Annotated in this window: 16 protein-coding genes; 13 read left to right on the top strand and 3 right to left on the bottom strand. The window is 60.3% G+C overall.

From position 1 onward, the window contains the following. Nucleotides 1–41: 41 nt before the first annotated feature. The gene (locus AEQ67_RS22035; protein ID WP_059405935.1) at nt 42–449 is read left to right on the top strand and encodes a MerR family transcriptional regulator; all 408 of its coding nucleotides are present in this window, start codon (nt 42–44) and stop codon (nt 447–449) included. Here the strand turns inward: AEQ67_RS22035 and AEQ67_RS22030 are convergent. After that, nucleotides 436–1989, bottom strand: a complete 1554-nt coding sequence (locus tag AEQ67_RS22030; protein ID WP_059405934.1) for an MFS transporter — start codon at nt 1987–1989, stop codon at nt 436–438. The genes AEQ67_RS22035 and AEQ67_RS22030 overlap by 14 nt on opposite strands. Before the next feature lie 164 nt (nt 1990–2153). Here AEQ67_RS22030 and AEQ67_RS22025 point away from each other — a divergent pair, with 164 nt between their 5' ends. The 12 genes from AEQ67_RS22025 to AEQ67_RS21970 all read left to right on the top strand — a co-directional run bounded on the left by AEQ67_RS22025 (nt 2154) and on the right by AEQ67_RS21970 (nt 12771). Continuing rightward, nucleotides 2154–3020: a LysR family transcriptional regulator gene (locus AEQ67_RS22025; RefSeq protein WP_059405933.1), complete on the top strand. Its 867-nt coding sequence runs from the start codon at nt 2154–2156 to the stop codon at nt 3018–3020. 347 nt (nt 3021–3367) lie between these two features. Then, nucleotides 3368–4927: a TerC family protein gene (locus tag AEQ67_RS22020; protein WP_059405932.1), complete on the top strand. Its 1560-nt coding sequence runs from the start codon at nt 3368–3370 to the stop codon at nt 4925–4927. Nucleotides 4928–5308: 381 nt separating this feature from the next. Then, on the top strand, nt 5309–5557 hold the full coding sequence (locus tag AEQ67_RS22015; protein ID WP_059405931.1) for a type II toxin-antitoxin system Phd/YefM family antitoxin: 249 nt from the start codon (nt 5309–5311) through the stop codon (nt 5555–5557). Beyond that, nucleotides 5547–5828: a type II toxin-antitoxin system RelE family toxin gene (locus AEQ67_RS22010; RefSeq protein WP_059405930.1), complete on the top strand. Its 282-nt coding sequence runs from the start codon at nt 5547–5549 to the stop codon at nt 5826–5828. Before AEQ67_RS22015 ends, AEQ67_RS22010 begins: the two co-directional genes overlap by 11 nt. 266 nt (nt 5829–6094) lie before the next feature. Continuing rightward, nucleotides 6095–6943, top strand: a complete 849-nt coding sequence (locus tag AEQ67_RS22005) for a transporter substrate-binding domain-containing protein (protein WP_059405929.1) — start codon at nt 6095–6097, stop codon at nt 6941–6943. 52 nt (nt 6944–6995) lie between these two features. After that, complete coding sequence (locus tag AEQ67_RS22000; RefSeq protein ID WP_059405928.1) at nt 6996–7658, top strand: amino acid ABC transporter permease; 663 nt, start codon at nt 6996–6998, stop codon at nt 7656–7658. Nucleotides 7659–7667: 9 nt separating this feature from the next. Then, on the top strand, nt 7668–8330 hold the full coding sequence (locus tag AEQ67_RS21995) for an amino acid ABC transporter permease (protein WP_059405927.1): 663 nt from the start codon (nt 7668–7670) through the stop codon (nt 8328–8330). After that, nucleotides 8327–9121 carry an amino acid ABC transporter ATP-binding protein gene (locus AEQ67_RS21990; RefSeq protein ID WP_059405926.1) on the top strand — a complete coding sequence of 265 codons (795 nt, stop codon included), beginning with the start codon at nt 8327–8329 and terminating at the stop codon, nt 9119–9121. The genes AEQ67_RS21995 and AEQ67_RS21990 overlap by 4 nt, the downstream gene beginning before the upstream one ends. 30 nt (nt 9122–9151) lie before the next feature. Further along, nucleotides 9152–9541, top strand: a complete 390-nt coding sequence (locus tag AEQ67_RS21985; RefSeq protein WP_059405925.1) for a RidA family protein — start codon at nt 9152–9154, stop codon at nt 9539–9541. A 143-nt stretch (nt 9542–9684) separates the two neighbouring features. Next, the gene (locus AEQ67_RS21980) at nt 9685–10449 is read left to right on the top strand and encodes an IclR family transcriptional regulator (RefSeq protein ID WP_059405924.1); all 765 of its coding nucleotides are present in this window, start codon (nt 9685–9687) and stop codon (nt 10447–10449) included. 39 nt (nt 10450–10488) lie between these two features. Further along, nucleotides 10489–11706: an amino acid deaminase gene (locus AEQ67_RS21975; RefSeq protein ID WP_059405923.1), complete on the top strand. Its 1218-nt coding sequence runs from the start codon at nt 10489–10491 to the stop codon at nt 11704–11706. A gap of 132 nt (nt 11707–11838) precedes the next feature. Next, nucleotides 11839–12771, top strand: a complete 933-nt coding sequence (locus AEQ67_RS21970) for a sugar kinase (RefSeq protein ID WP_059405922.1) — start codon at nt 11839–11841, stop codon at nt 12769–12771. A gap of 140 nt (nt 12772–12911) precedes the next feature. Here the strand turns inward: AEQ67_RS21970 and AEQ67_RS21965 are convergent, their stop codons facing one another. Together AEQ67_RS21965 and AEQ67_RS21960 are read right to left on the bottom strand one after the other, a co-directional pair. Then, nucleotides 12912–13187 (bottom strand): peptidylprolyl isomerase, encoded by a 276-nt coding sequence (locus tag AEQ67_RS21965; RefSeq protein WP_029293742.1) that lies wholly within the window; start codon nt 13185–13187, stop codon nt 12912–12914. A gap of 54 nt (nt 13188–13241) precedes the next feature. Beyond that, complete coding sequence (locus AEQ67_RS21960) at nt 13242–15779, bottom strand: PAS domain-containing hybrid sensor histidine kinase/response regulator (protein ID WP_059405921.1); 2538 nt, start codon at nt 15777–15779, stop codon at nt 13242–13244. Between the last annotated feature and the right edge of the window lie 90 nt (nt 15780–15869).

Genomic DNA, 15869 nt, shown 5'->3' with positions numbered 1-15869 from the left:
TTAAAGTTAACTTTAATGTCAAGCAGGCAAATGAGGCGGCGATGAAAATTGGTGAATTGGCGCAGTTAAGCGGGTTGAATGCATCGCGCATTCGGTTTTACGAGGCTCAGGGTTTGATCCGTCAGGTGGAGCGTCAGGCCAACGGTTATCGGCGTTACCCGGCGCAAGCGTTGCAAACCCTGGAACTCATCCGGTGTGCGCAGCAGGCCGGTTTCAGCCTGGAAGAGTTGAGGTTGCTATTGCCGGACGCCGCGACGGGCACGTTCAATCATGATGAACTGGTGGCAGGTCTTGAACGCAAAGTCGAACAGATTGAAGTGATGCAACTTCACCTCGCTCAGAGCAAGGCGAAGTTGCAGAACGTGATCGAGAACATCCGGGCGCGACCGGAGGGCATGGCCTGCGATGCGAACGCCGAGCGGGTGCTGGCGTCACTCAAGCATGAGTGACTTTCGCAGCCTTCACTGAACCGCTCGTCACGGTGGGGATCGGATGACGCATCAGCGTCCCCACCACCAGCGCCCCGAGTAATGCCAGCAAACCCGCGACCCACAACAGCAGGCTGAAACCACCGACAAACGCCTGACGAGCCAGCGGTTCGACCAATGGGCGAGTGGCTTCGGGCAGCAAGCTCATCGCCGCCGTCATGTCACCCGCCACCACCCGTGAGGCGATCCCTTTGGTTTGGCCGAGCCATTGCGCGCCTTGTGCCGACAGGCTGGTGCGCAACAGTAATTCGGTATGGCTGGACAGCAACGCGCCGAACACACCGATGGCCAGCACGATCGCGCTGAAACGCATGGTGGTGCTCATGCCCGACGCCATCCCGGTGCGCTCCCGTGGTACGCACGCCATGATGTTTTTTTGCGTGTCGCCATTGAGCAGTCCGGCACCGGCACCGGTCACGGCAATCGCCAGGGCGAAGGGCAGGTAACCGCCGCTGCTGACCGCCCAGGCACTGAGCAGGTTGCCGCTGCCGACCAGGGTCAGACCGGTGGCCATGATCGTTGCCGGGGCAAATCGGTTGGCCAGGCGCACGCCAATGCGCGGGCAAATCAGCATGGTCAGGGCAAACGGCAACATCCCCAGGCCCGACGCGATGGCCGAGAAACCCAGGCCGTTTTGCAGGTAGAACGGCAGCAGCGTCATCATCACCTGGGCGCAACCAGCGTAGGCAAACATGCCCAACAGCGCGCCGATGAAACGCGGGGGTTTGACCAATTGCAGATCGACCATCGGCCGCTGCTGCATCCGTTCAATCACCTCGACCAGCCCAAGCAACAGGCCGCCGCCGATGAGTCGGGCGTAGGTCAGCGGGTTGCTCCAGCCGATCCGGTTGGCCTCGATCAGCCCCCAGATCAAACACAGCAAACTCGCACTGAACGCCAGGCTGCCCCAGGGGTCGAGGCGTGCCGATTGTGGGTCTCGGGACTCGGGCACTGCGCGCCAGACCATCGCCATCAAGAACAATCCGACAGGCAAGTTGAGGTAGAAAATCCAGCGCCAGCCCATGTATTCAGTGATCAGCCCACCGACCGTCGGCGCGGCGGTCATCGCCACGCCCATGCACGCACCCCAGAACGCCCAGGCCTTGGCCCGTTCGACTTCGTCGTGAAAGGTGTGGCCAATGGAGGCCAGGGCCGAGGTCAGGAGCAACGCGGCGCCGACCCCTTTGATCGCCCGCGCGATATCGAGGAACAACGCATTGGGCGCCGCGCCGCAACCGATGGACGCGAGGATGAAAATGCCCAGGCCACAGAGCAGGGTTTTCTGCCGGCCGAAGCGGTCGGCGATGCTTCCAGCCGGCAACAGCAGGGCGGCGAAAGCCAGCATGTAGGCGCTGACCACCCATTCGATATCCGCGAAGTTTGCGCCCAGATCCCGGGCAATCGTCGGCAGGGTCACGGCGACAATATTGGTGTCGAGGACGATCAGCGAACAGACGCCGGAGGCCGTCAGCAGCGTCAGGCGCGGGCTGACCTGACTCATGGTCTGATTGCCTTCTGGGCAAGGTCGTTGGTCGCGGTGGCAATCAGGGGTTTGACGTGCATGGCATCGGCTCTCTACTGTGAATGCCTGTGAGCTTATCGCGACCGATTACGGCCTTCGTTAGCCTGGAATCAGGATTTCATTACCTTTGAGCTAATACACCCATGGACATACGGCATTTCCGCTATTTTCTGGCCGTTGCCCGGCAAGGCAACTTCACCCGCGCCGCCGAGCAACTGGGTATCGCGCCGCCAACCTTGACCCGGCAGATCCAGGACATGGAGAACGAACTCGGCACCCGCTTGTTCGTGCGCCAGACACGTGAAGTCAGCCTGACCGAAGCCGGCGCTGCGTTGCTGATCGAGGCCGAGGCGACGGTGCGGCAATTCGAATACGCCCAACACAATGCCCAGCGCGCCGGGCGCGGGGATATCGGTCACATCGAACTGGGTTACGTGGCCTCGGCGGTGTACTCGGGCCTGCTGCAAAAGCAGGTGCAGGCCTTCAGTCGCGAGTGCCCCGACGTCAGCCTGAATGTTCGGGAAAGCCCCATGGCGTCATTGCCGGCGATGGTGGTCGAGGGGCGATTCGATGTTGGTTATGTCCGCTCACCCATGACCTTGCCCGAAGGCCTGGAAGCCATTCGGCTGGACGCCGAAGGCTTTGTGCTGGCGCTGTCGAGTGAGTCCTGGCTGTGTCGTTTGCCCGAGATCAACCCGGAGCATTTGCAAAACGAGGTGTTCATCCTGCCGGAACAAATCAGCGGCACGTTGCAAGTCGCCGCCGAGGGTGGCTTTGCGCCGAAACTGGGTGCGCAACCGGGCGGACTGGTGGCGGTGATTGCCCTGGTCTCGTTGGGGCAGGGTGTGGCAGTGGTGCCGGAGTCGGTGGTCGGGCATGTCGGTTTGCCGGGTGTGTTGTACCGGTCGATCAAGGGCTGTGAAGCGAGTTCGTGGCTGTCGTTGATCTATCGGCGGTTCGAGAAATCAGCGGCGGTGTCGCGGTATGTCGATCAGGTCCGGAACCGCTAAAAGATCGCAGCCTTCGGCAGCTCCTACAGGTACACACCGATCCCTTGTAGGAGCTGCCGAAGGCTGCGATCTGTTGATCTTTACAGATTTTGTAATGATTTCAGTCTGTAGGAATTGTCACCTTCACCTGTACGATCCAAGTCCTTTTCCCTTTCAGGACTTGCATGAACACCCTTTCGGAGCCTCCCGGTTATCCTTTCTCCTCGCGTCACCACGCGGCCTTGATGCACGCGAAACATCCTGTCTTCCGACTTCCGAACGCCTTTGACATTGCAGCTCCACGGCCTCTGCGCCGCGCCTTGCCGTGCCCGGCATTCTGAATTCACTGACGAGATCGAGACGTTTTTATGGAATGGATAGCTGACCCCACCGCGTGGCTGGGCCTGTTGACGTTGATCGTGCTGGAGTTGGTGCTCGGCATTGATAACCTGGTGTTCATCGCGATCCTGGCGGACAAATTGCCGCCGGAGCAGCGCGACCGTGCGCGAATCATCGGCCTTTCCCTCGCGTTGCTGATGCGCCTGGGCCTGCTGGCGAGTATTTCCTGGCTGGTCACGCTGACCCAGCCGCTGTTCGAGGTGTTCGACAAAAGCTTCTCCGGTCGCGACCTGATCATGCTGTTCGGTGGTGTGTTCCTGTTGTTCAAGGCGACTATGGAATTGCACGAACGGCTCGAGGGCCATGTCGGCCAACGCTCTTCCAATGCGGCTTACGCGATGTTCTGGCCGATCGTCGCGCCGATTGTGGTGCTCGATGCGGTGTTCTCGCTCGACGCAGTGATTACCGCCGTGGGCATGGTCGACGAATTGGCGGTGATGATGATCGCGGTGATCATTTCCATTGGCCTGATGATTGTCGCCAGCAAACCGCTGACGCGTTTCGTCAACGAACACCCGACGGTAATCATGCTGTGTCTGGGTTTTCTGATGATGATCGGCTTCGCGCTGACCGCTGAAGGCCTGGGCTTCCATATTCCGAAGGGTTATCTGTACGCGGCCATCGGTTTCTCGATCCTGATCGAAGTGTTCAACCAGATCGCCCGGGCCCGGCGCAAAAAATCCATGCAAGGCATGCGGCCGATGCGTGAGCGCACGGCCCACGCGGTGATGCGTTTGCTCGGCGGTCGCACGCTGGCGGTGGAAGAAGTCGGCGAGGAGATTGCCGACATGCTGGACAACGGTGAAGCGCCGAGCGAGGCGCTGTTCGACCGTCGCGAGCGCGTGATGATCAGCGGCGTGCTGCAGCTGGCCGAGCGACCGATCCGCAGCTTGATGACCGTACGTGCCGACGTCGATTACATCGACCTGGCCGAGGACGCCGAGGCGATTCGTACGCGGCTGATGCATTCGTCCTACTCGCGGTTACCGTTGATTCGCGACGGCGCAGTGGATGAACCGCTGGGCTTCGTGCACAAGAAGGAGCTGCTGAAGGAATACCTGGCCGGCAATCAGCCCGATCTTGCGCACCTGGCACGCCAGGCCATCAACCTGCTGGACAGCTATTCGATCCTCAATGCCCTGGAACAGATGCGCAAGGCGTCGACCCACATCGCCTTTGTGGTCAACGAATTCGGCGACTTCGTCGGCGTGCTGACCATGACCGACATCCTTGAATCGATTGCCGGTGAGCTGCCGGATGCCAGCGAAATCGAAGGCCCGGATGTGGTTGAAGAGAAGGGCGGATTTGTCGTCAGCGGGGCACTGAACCTGGCGCGGGTGCGCCACCACACCGGGTTTGCTGCGGAACCGACCGAGGACTATCAAACCCTAGCCGGGTTGGTGGTCAGCCTGCTGGATCGTTTGCCGATGATCGGCGACAGCCATGAGTGGGAAGGGTGGCGGATGACTGTTATGTCAGTGGAAGAGCGAAGGGTGACGCGGGTGTTTCTGACTCGCGTTGGCGGGTAATTTTGCGCTGAGTCTGAAAGCCCCTTCGCGAGCAGGCTCACTCCCACATTAATGTCCATTGTTTGATGGAGCGCGAACTAATGTGAGCGAGCCTGCTCGCGATGAGGTCCTGTTGAGCGCTGCCGTAGTCGTTGATTGACAGAACATTCCTACGCTCACCATCCCATCCTGGAATTTTCCCACGGGAATTTGGACAGAACTCACGCGATTGCAGGACCCGCCCGATAGGAGACTCGGAAATTGAGAAGGATGTGAAGTGGTAACTTCTATACGTCCTTAACTGTTCATGGTCACTGCCCCTCTATGTCAAAAGCATTGAAGTCAGATTCGCTTCGGAGTGCTATTTTTAGCACTCCTAAAAGCACTCTAAGGGGCATCTTCATGACACATATCGTGCTTTCGCATGTTGTAGCGAGTATCTCTGAATTGAAAAAAAACCCGATGGGTACGGTTGCCGCCGGTGGTGGCCAATCTGTTGCGATCCTTAACCGTAACGAACCGGCTTTCTATTGTGTGCCTGCCAAAGAGTATGAGGCGATGATGAATCGCCTGGAGGATCTGGAGCTGATAGCCCTTTGTAAAGAGCGCGAAAACGATCCGACCATAAAGGTTTCAATTGATGACCTATGAGCTGGAGTTTTCCGAGAAGGCCTGGAAAGAATGGAAAAAGCTTGGGGCAAATTTGAGGGAGCAGTTCAAAAAAAAGCTTCAGGAGCGGCTTGGAAACCCGCACGTTCCAGCCGATCGACTTAGCGGTCTTGGAAATGCGTACAAGATCAAGCTGCGCAGCGCCGGGTATCGAATGGTTTATCGCGTCATTGATGAAGTGCTGGTAGTGACTGTAATAGCCGTCGGGAAAAGAGAGCGGGGCGACGTTTACAAAGACGCGGGCGAGCGATAATGCCTGGCTGCACCTCTGTTCCATTTCAGCCATCCCCGCACCAACTGTGAACCTGATACCCGCCCTCCGTAGCCAACGGTAGCGCTTCTGCACCTGTGCCTTTCGTAACACCGCTTGCGCCGTTCTGCGCATCCCTCTGATTCAAAACACTTTTCAATCTCCCCTACATTCCCTCCGCATCCTGTGGCACACTTTCTGCTGTCTATTCCGTTGTTACACACCTACTTCCGGTATAGCGGAATACACATCACCCTGGAGTGCTTGCCATGCATCGCCGACCTTCCTTGTTCAAAGCGTGTGTTTTTCTTTTCGCGGCTTCGGCCGCTGCCATGGGTGTTGCCCAGGCGGCGGACAGTAAGCTCGATAGCGTGCTGGCCCGTGGGAAATTGATTGTGGGCACGGGCAGTACCAATGCGCCGTGGCATTTCCAGGGAGCGGACGGCAAGTTGCAGGGGTTTGATATCGATATCGCGCGGATGGTGGCCAAAGGGTTGTTCAACGACCCGAGCAAGGTCGAGTTCGTGGTGCAGTCGTCCGATGCGCGGATTCCCAACCTGCTGACCGACAAGGTCGACATGAGCTGCCAGTTCATTACCGTGACCGCCAGCCGCGCGCAGCAGGTCGCGTTCACGCTGCCGTACTACCGCGAAGGCGTCGGCCTGTTGTTGCCAGCCAACAGCAAGTACAAGGAAATCGAAGACCTCAAGGCCGCTGGCGACAGCGTCACCGTGGCGGTGCTGCAAAACGTCTACGCCGAAGAACTGGTGCACCAGGCGTTGCCTAAAGCCAAGGTCGATCAGTACGACAGCGTCGACCTGATGTATCAGGCGGTGAACTCCGGCCGTGCCGATGCCGCCGCCACTGACCAGTCTTCGGTGAAATACCTGATGGTGCAGAACCAGGGTCGCTACCGCAGCCCGGCCTACGCCTGGAGCCCGCAGACTTACGCCTGCGCCGTCAAACGCGGCGATCAGGACTGGCTGAACTTCGTCAACACCACCTTGCATGAAGCCATGACCGGCGTTGAGTTCCCGACATACGCGGCGTCGTTCAAGCAGTGGTTCGGTGTCGACCTGCCGACTCCAGCGATTGGCTTTCCCGTCGAATTCAAATGATCCCGTGAGAGTGGGGCGGTTTTAAATCGCCCCGCTCAAGGTACTGCTGACCATGAACTATCAGTTGAATTTTGCCGCCGTGTGGCGCGATTTCGACACCTTGCTGGCGGGGCTCGGTCTGGGCCTCGAACTGGCCTTGGTGTCGATCGCCATCGGTTGCGTGATCGGCCTGCTGATGGCGTTTGCTTTGCTTTCAAAGCACCGCGCGTTGCGGGTGCTGGCGTCGGTGTATGTGACGGTTATCCGTAATACGCCGATTCTGGTGTTGATTCTGTTGATCTACTTTGCGTTACCGAGCCTGGGGATTCGCCTGGACAAGATCCCGTCGTTCATCATCACCCTGTCGTTGTACGCCGGGGCGTATCTGACCGAAGTGTTCCGTGGCGGGCTGTTGAGCATTCCCAAGGGCCAGCGCGAAGCCGGGTTGGCCATCGGGCTCGGCGAATGGCAGGTCAAGGCCTACGTCACTGTGCCTGTGATGCTGCGCAATGTGCTGCCGGCCTTGTCGAACAACTTCATTTCGCTGTTCAAGGACACCTCGCTGGCGGCGGCGATTGCCGTGCCGGAGCTGACCTATTACGCGCGCAAGATCAATGTCGAGAGCTACCGGGTGATTGAAACCTGGCTGGTCACCACGGCGCTCTATGTTGCGGCCTGTTACCTCATTGCCATGCTGCTGCGTTACCTCGAGCAGCGTCTGGCGATTCGCCGATAGGAGGCCCCCATGTACGAATCCCCCAGTTGGTTGCATGAATTATGGGTCGCCCGGGAAGTGCTGTGGCAGGGCTTTTTGACCAGTGTGCAGGTCTCGGCGCTGGCGATTCTGCTGGGCACTTTGGTCGGCATCGTCGCCGGTCTGGTGCTGACCTACGGCAAGTTCTGGATGCGTGCGCCGTTTCGCTTTTACGTCGACCTGATTCGCGGCACGCCGGTGTTTGTCTTGGTCCTGGCCTGCTTCTATATGGCCCCGGCGCTGGGCTGGCAGATCAGTGCGTTTCAGGCCGGTGCGTTGGGGTTGACGCTGTTTTGCGGCTCCCACGTCGCCGAGATCGTGCGCGGTGCGTTGCAAGCGTTGCCCAGTGGCCAGATGGAAGCGAGCAAGGCCATCGGCCTGACGTTCTTCCAGTCCTTGAGCTACGTGTTGTTGCCGCAAGCGCTGCGGCAGATTTTGCCGACGTGGGTCAACTCGTCCACCGAGATCGTCAAGGCCTCGACCTTGCTGTCGGTGATCGGTGTGGCCGAACTGCTGCTCAGTACGCAGCAGATCATCGCCCGCACCTTCATGACCCTGGAGTTTTACCTGTTCGCCGGATTTCTGTTTTTCGTCATCAACTACGCCATCGAATTACTCGGCCGGCACATTGAAAAGCGGGTGGCCTTGCCATGACTCAGACTCAAACCAACGTACAAAACGGCCAACCGCTGCTGGACATTCGCGGGTTGCACAAAAAGTACGGCCAGCTCGAAGTGCTCAAGGGCGTCGACCTGACCATGCAGCGCGGCAACGTGGTCACGCTGATCGGCTCCAGTGGCTCCGGCAAGACCACGCTGCTGCGTTGCGTGAACATGCTCGAAGAGTTTCAGGGCGGGCAGATCATGCTCGATGGTGAGTCCATCGGTTATGACGAGGTCAACGGCAAACGCGTGCGTCACGCGGAAAAAGTCATCGCCCGCCACCGCGCCATGACCGGCATGGCGTTCCAGCAGTTCAACCTGTTTCCGCACCTCACCGCGTTGCAGAACGTCACCCTCGGTTTGCTCAAGGTCAAGAAGCTGCACAAGGATGAAGCGGTTGCCTTGGCGGAAAAATGGCTGGAGCGCGTCGGTTTGCTGGAGCGCCGCGATCACTATCCTGGCCAGTTGTCCGGCGGTCAGCAGCAGCGCGTGGCGATTGCCCGGGCGATTGCGATGAACCCGAGCCTGATGCTGTTCGACGAAGTCACCTCGGCCCTCGACCCGGAGTTGGTCGGCGAAGTGCTCAACGTGATCAAAGGCCTGGCCGAAGACGGCATGACCATGCTGCTGGTGACCCACGAGATGCGTTTCGCCTTCGAGGTTTCGGACAAAATCGTTTTCATGAATCAGGGGCGCATCGAAGAGCAGGGGCCTCCCAAGGAACTGTTCGAGCGCCCGCAATCACCGCGTCTGACGGAATTCCTCAAGAACACGCGCTTTTAACCCTTCACTTTCAAATCAGGAGAAACACTCATGAGCATTACTCGTTACGGCACCGGCAGCTCCGCTGCAGGCGGCACGCCTCGTCCTTTCGCCCGCGCCGTTGAAGCCGATGGCTGGCTGCACGTTTCCGGGCAGGTGCCGGCGGTGGACGGCGAGATTATTGCTGGCGGCATTGTCGAACAGACCCATCAGACCATGAAGAACCTGATCGCGATTCTGCAAGAGGCCGGTTATGGCCTGGAAGATGTGGTGCGTGCTGGCGTGTGGCTGGACGATCCGCGGGATTTCACCAGTTTCAATAAGGTGTTTTCCGAGTACTTCAAAAGCGAACACGCACCGGCCCGGGCCTGTGTGCAGGCGAACATGATGGTCGACTGCAAGGTTGAGATCGACTGCATCGCGTACAAGAAAAAGGCCTGAGACTTGCGGTGAATTCTTCGCGGGCAAGCCTCGCTCCTACAGACGACGATTACCTGTAGGAGCTGGCTTGCCAGCGAAGACGGCCTAACGGTCACTGCAACACCCTAGGTAAACTCCCGGCATTTTGAAGGGGAACCACTGACATGACCGAAGACACCATCAAGCGCCGGGCTCGCGGTCTGGACCGGGCGTTCGATATCCTCGATTTCCTCAAGGAGATCGGCCAACCCCTGCGCCCGAACGAAATCGCCAGCGGTATCGGCAGCCCGAAATCCACGGTCTACGAACTGGTGGCTTCCCTGCTGGAGCGGCGGATTCTCGAACCCGTGGGCAAGGACGGTCACGTCTACCTCGGCCGTCAGCTGTACTTTCTCGGGCAGGCGCATTTGCGTCATTTCGACCTGACCCGCGAGGCCGATCACGCCTTGCAGGAGATCGTCAGCCAGACCCACGAAACCGCGCAGATGTGCCTGCTCAACGGGCGCAAATACACCGTGGCGTTGATGAAAGAGGGCGAGCGGCATTTCCGCATTTCCTCGGACATCGGCGAGAACGCGCCGATCCCCTGGACCGCCTCCGGACGCTTGCTGCTGACGCACCTGAGCGACCAGGAAATCATCGACCTGATTGACCACGACGACTTCATCCTGCCGGGTGGCGAACGCTTGCCGCTGGAGCAGTTTCTCGAGGAAATCCGTCAGGCCGGTATCGACGGGTTCTTCTCTTTCGATAGCGTCGCCGACACCTTTACCCATTGCTTCGCCGCCCCGGTCAAAGACCCGAGCGGCGTGGCCATTGCGACCCTGTGCATCGTCGCCCCACGGGCCGATGCGAAGAAAAACTACAACGACTATCGCCGGGTGCTGATCGACAGCGCCAACAGCCTGGCCCGTCGCATCAACGAATAACAGCGGCTGCCTGCGGCCGCGAATGTGAGGAGTTCGACCATGTCTTCTGCCAAAAATACTGCCGCCGTGGAAAAGGGTTTTGCCCACACTGGCGCCAACCTGGTGCGCGACGTCAGCCTACCAGCGCTGGTGCTGCATCGCGAAGCGCTGGAACACAACATTCGCTGGATGCAGACTTTCGTCAGCAACAGCGGCGCGGAACTCGCGCCCCACGGCAAAACCAGCATGACCCCGGCGCTGTTCCGCCGCCAACTCGACGCCGGTGCCTGGGGCATCACCCTCGCCAGCGCCACCCAGACCCGTGCGGCCTATGCCCATGGCGTGCATCGGGTGTTGATGGCCAACCAGTTGGTCGGCACGCCGAACATGGCGCTGATCGCCGATCTGCTGGCGGACCCGGCGTTCGATTTCCATTGCATGGTCGATCACCCGGACAACGTCGCTGACCTCGGCGCCTATTTCGCCTCGCGTGGCGTGCGCTTGAACGTGATGATCGAGTACGGCGTGGTCGGCGGCCGTTGCGGTTGCCGTTCGGAAGAGGAAGTCGTCGCACTGGCCAAGGCCATCAACGCGCAACCGGCCCTGGCGCTGACCGGGATCGAAGGCTACGAAGGCGTGATCCACGGTGATCATGCCGTGAGCGGCATCCGCGAATTCGCCGCGTCCCTGGTGCGTCTGGCGGTGCAGTTGCAGGACAGCGGCGCATTCGCAATCGCCAAGCCGATCATCACCGCGTCGGGTTCGGCCTGGTACGACTTGATCGCCGAATCCTTTGAAGCACAGAACGCCGCCGGGCGTTTCCTCAGCGTGCTGCGTCCCGGCAGTTATGTGGCGCACGACCATGGCATCTACAAAGAAGCGCAATGTTGCGTGCTCGACCGCCGCAGCGACCTGCACGAAGGCCTGCGCCCGGCGCTGGAAGTCTGGGCGCACGTGCAATCGTTGCCGGAGCCAGGGTTTGCGGTGATCGCCCTGGGTAAACGCGACGTGGCCTACGACGCCGGTTTGCCGGTGCCGTTGTTGCGTTACAAGGCCGGCGTGGTGCCGGCGACGGGCGACGACGTGAGTGCCTGCAAAGTGACAGCGGTGATGGACCAGCATGCGTTCATGACCGTGGCGCCGGGGGTTGAGTTGCGCGTGGGCGACATCATTTCGTTTGGCACTTCGCACCCGTGCCTGACGTTCGACAAGTGGCGGATCGGCTGCCTGGTGGATGAACATTTGAACGTCATCGAAACCATGGAAACCTGTTTCTAAGGTTTGAGACCGAGGTGCGGCCTTCGCGGGCAAGCCTCGCTCCTACAAGAGCACGCGCTCACCTGTAGGAGCGAGGCTCGCCCGCGAAGACATCCTCCTGGACACCATCGCAACACCAGAGACCCAAGAACAATGCACACCATCAACACCCTGGGCCCCAACACCCCGCGCATCGCCCTGATCGGCGAATGCATGATCGAGCTGCAACAGCGCGCCGACGGCAGCCTGCAACAAAGCTTCGGCGGCGACACCCTGAACACGGCGGTCTACCTGTCCCGGGAGTTGGCCGAGGGCGGCACGGTCGACTACGTCACCGCACTGGGTGATGACAGTTTCAGCGATGCCATGTGCCAGAGCTGGGCTGAGGAAAACATCGGGCTTGGCATGGTCCAGCGCTTGCCCGGCCGACTGCCTGGCTTGTATTGCATCCAGACCGACGCCGCTGGTGAGCGGCGTTTTCTCTACTGGCGCAACGAGGCGGCCGTCCGTGATTGCTTCACCACCCCGGCCGCCGCACCGATTCTGGCGGCGCTGCCGGATTACGACGTGCTGTATTTCAGTGGCATTACCCTGGCGGTGCTCGGTGTGCAGGGACGAGAGAAGCTGCTGGAAACCCTGATCGAGGCCCGGCAGCGGGATGCGCGGATCGTTTTTGACAACAACTATCGGCCACGTTTGTGGGCCTCGATCGAGGAAGCGCGGGCGGCGTATCGCAGCGTTTTACCCTACGTCGACCTGGCGTTGCTGACGGTCGATGACGAGCAGGCGCTGTTTCATTTTTCCGATGTCGAGGCGGTGTTTGCCGCTTACGAGCAGATCGGCACGCCTGAAGTGGTGCTCAAGCGCGGCGCCGAGGCGTGTTTGATTCGCTGTGACGGGGAGTTGTTTGAAGTGCCGGCTCAGGTGGTTCCGCGAGTGGTGGATACCACGGCGGCGGGGGATTCGTTTAGTGCGGCGTATTTGGCCAGTCGGCTGAAAGGTGGCAGCCCGGCGGAGGCGGCCGAGGCGGGGCATCGGTTGGCGAGTCGGGTGATTCAGGTGCCTGGGGCACTGATTCCGAAGTAAAGGGTGAATGGCCGCTGGCTGCGCCATCGGATCGCGGGCAAGCCCGCTCCCACAGTTTTTTGGGGGGGCTGCAATCCATGGCAACTCACAAATCCCTGTGGGAGCGGGCTTGCCCGCGATGAGGCCTTAAAGCCAACACCTCAATCCCGGTAAAACACCTGCACCAGGTGATACCCAAACTTGCTCTTGATCGGCCCATGCACCACCCGCAGCGGCTTTTTGAAGATCACCGCATCAATCACCCCCACCATCTGCCCCGGCCGCACCTCACCCAGGTCGCCGCCGCGCTTGCCGGACGGGCAGGTGGAGAACTTCTTGGCCAGCACATCGAAGGCTTCGCCCTTGGCGATGCGTTGTTTGAGCTGCTCGGCTTCTTCCGAGGTTTTCACCAGAATATGGCGGGCTTGAGCTTTCATGGGGCAGACACCTTGTAACGGTCGTGACAGCGGGGCGCGCGATTATGCCTTAACTCACTCGGATTGGCCGATCATCGTGCGAATCTTGTTGGCCAGCAAGTCGATGGAGAAGGGTTTGGACACCATGTCCATGCCTTCCTCCAGGAAGCCCTGGCGTTCGGCGGCTTTCTCCGCATAACCGGTCATGAACAGCACCTTGAGTTCCGGGCGGTGCTGGCGCGCGATTTCCGCCAGTTGTCGACCGTTCATCCCCGGCAGCCCGACATCGGTCACCAGCAGGTCAACCCGCAGGTCCGATTCCAGCAAGGGCAGGGCGGTCTTCGCGTCTTCCGCTTCATGGGCGTGATAGCCCAGCTCGTTGAGCAGGTCGAGCACCAGCATCCGCACCGCCGGGTCGTCTTCCACCAGCACCACGGTTTCGCCGGCAATCGCCGCTGGCGTCTCGCCCGTGACCGGCAACAAGGTGTTTTCCGGCACCGCGACGTGCAACCGTGGCAGATACAGGCGAACGCTGGTGCCCTGACCGGGCACGCTGTGCAGGCTCACGTGTCCGCCCGACTGCTGGGCGAAACCATAGATCATCGACAGCCCGAGCCCGGTGCCCTGGCCGATGGGTTTGGTGGTGAAGAACGGGTCGAAAGCCTTTGCCAGCACCGACGGGGTCATGCCGGTGCCGTTGTCGCTGACGGCGATCATCACGTAATCGCCGGCCTTGACCGTCTCCAGAGTGGTGATGTCAGTGCCGTCGAGATACACATTATCGGTTTCGATCAGCAACTCGCCGCCATCGGGCATGGCGTCCCGGGCGTTGATCACCAGGTTGAGCAGGGCGTTTTCCAGTTGGCTGACGTCGGTGCTGACCGGCCACACTTCATCGGCCAGTTGCAACTTGAGCTCGATGTGATCGCCCTTGGTCCGGCTTAGCAGGTCTTCCAGGGAATGGATCAGCTCGTTGGCGTTCAAGGGCTTGCGATCCAGCGACTGACGTCGGGAGAACGCCAGCAGGCGATGGGTCAGGGCGGCGGCGCGGTTGGCCGACGACACCGCCGCTTCGGTGAACCGGCCAATTTCGGCGGCGCGCCCGTCGGCAATGTAGCGTTGCATGAGGTCGAGGCTGCCAATGATCCCGGTAAGCATGTTGTTGAAGTCATGGGCGATGCCGCCCGTGAGCTGGCCGACCGCTTCCATTTTCTGCGCATGCCGCAACGCCTCTTCGGCGCGCTCGCGCTCGAACATCTCGTTGAGCAGCCTTTCATTGGCCTCGGCCAATTGTCGGGTGCGGGCGGCGACCCGCTCCTCAAGGGTTTCGTTGAGATTGCGCAGGGCTTCTTCGGTTTGCTTGCGCTCGGTTTCGTCGATCACAAAAATGTAGAAACCATTCACCGCACCATCGGCGCCGTGGCGCGGCAAGTAATTCATCAGGGCATGGCGAATGCTGCCATCCCGGTGCGGGGTGCTGATGCTGAAACAGCAAGGCTTACCGGACAGTGCCTCGGCGATGTGCTCGGCACGCAAGGCATAGGCTTCTTCACCGAGGACTTCACGAACGGTGCGGCCGAAGAGTTCCTGGGGTGTCAGGCCGTACCAGTCCAGATAGGCCGCGTTGTTCAGGCGAAAGCGTTCGTCGCTGTCGACGTAGCTGATCAGGATCGGCATGGCGTTGATGATCAGCTGCAGCTCGGTCTGACTCTGGCGCAGCGCCTGCTCGGTGAGCTTGCGTTCGGTCAGGTCCAGGGCCGCGCCCAGGAAACGGATCGGCCGGCCATGATGGTCCTTGTAGCAACGCCCACGGGCAAACACCCAGCGCAATTGGCCATCGGCTTGCAGCAAGCGATATTCCTCGGCGTATTCGGTGCCGTGGGTGATGCAGTGCTTGATGGCGCGGGTGACCATGCCCCGGTCTTCCGGGTGAACCCCATGGAGGTAGGCGCTGATCGGTAACTGACTGGCCAACAGCGGGTCGATGCCATGCAATTGGGCGAAGTGGGTGTCGGCGATGAAGCGGTCGTCGCTGATGTCCCAATCCCAGGTGCCGACGGCGTCGGTGGCGGCGAGGGCCAATTGCAGCCGCTCCTCGGTTTCGTGCTGGGCCTTGAGGCTGGCGGCCGAGCGCTGTTCGAGTTCGAGGGCGATGCGTCGGCGCTCGTTGGTTTCGATGGCGGTGACCAGAATCCCGGCGACCTGCGCGCTTTCATCGCGGATGGGGCTGTAGGTCAGGTCCAGCCAAAAGTCGGAATCCACGCCGTCACGCTGTAAAGTGAAACGCTGCTCGCTGTAGCTGCGCACTTGTCCTTGTAGGACGGCGCTGTAAATCGGGTCGGTAAAGTCTTTGAGTTCTGGCCAGATTTGGTGAGTGGGTTGTCCGAAAGCGTGTGGATGCTTGCTGCCGGCCAGCAGGGCGAAGCCGTCGTTGTAGATCTGCGTCAGCTGCGGGCCCCACAGCAACAGCATCGGCATCGGCGAATGAATCACGATGTCCACGGCGGTTCGCAGGCTCTGCGGCCAGGTACTGGCAGCGCCCAGCGGGCTGCGTGTCCAGTCGAACCTGGCAATCAAGGCCTGGGCATCGCTGCCGGTCGGTGATGCGTTCATCAAAAATGTCCTGCACTTAAGTCGGTGTGACGACGTCTACTATCCTTGCAAGCGGTCGACGCTGGATGGCCCGTTCGGGTCATATTTTTT

This window comes from Pseudomonas sp. RIT-PI-q, from assembly GCF_001297125.1.
Classification (GTDB): Bacteria; Pseudomonadota; Gammaproteobacteria; order Pseudomonadales; family Pseudomonadaceae; genus Aquipseudomonas.
Note: the sequence above shows the minus strand (reverse complement) of the source record. Positions and strands in the feature narration are given on the sequence as shown.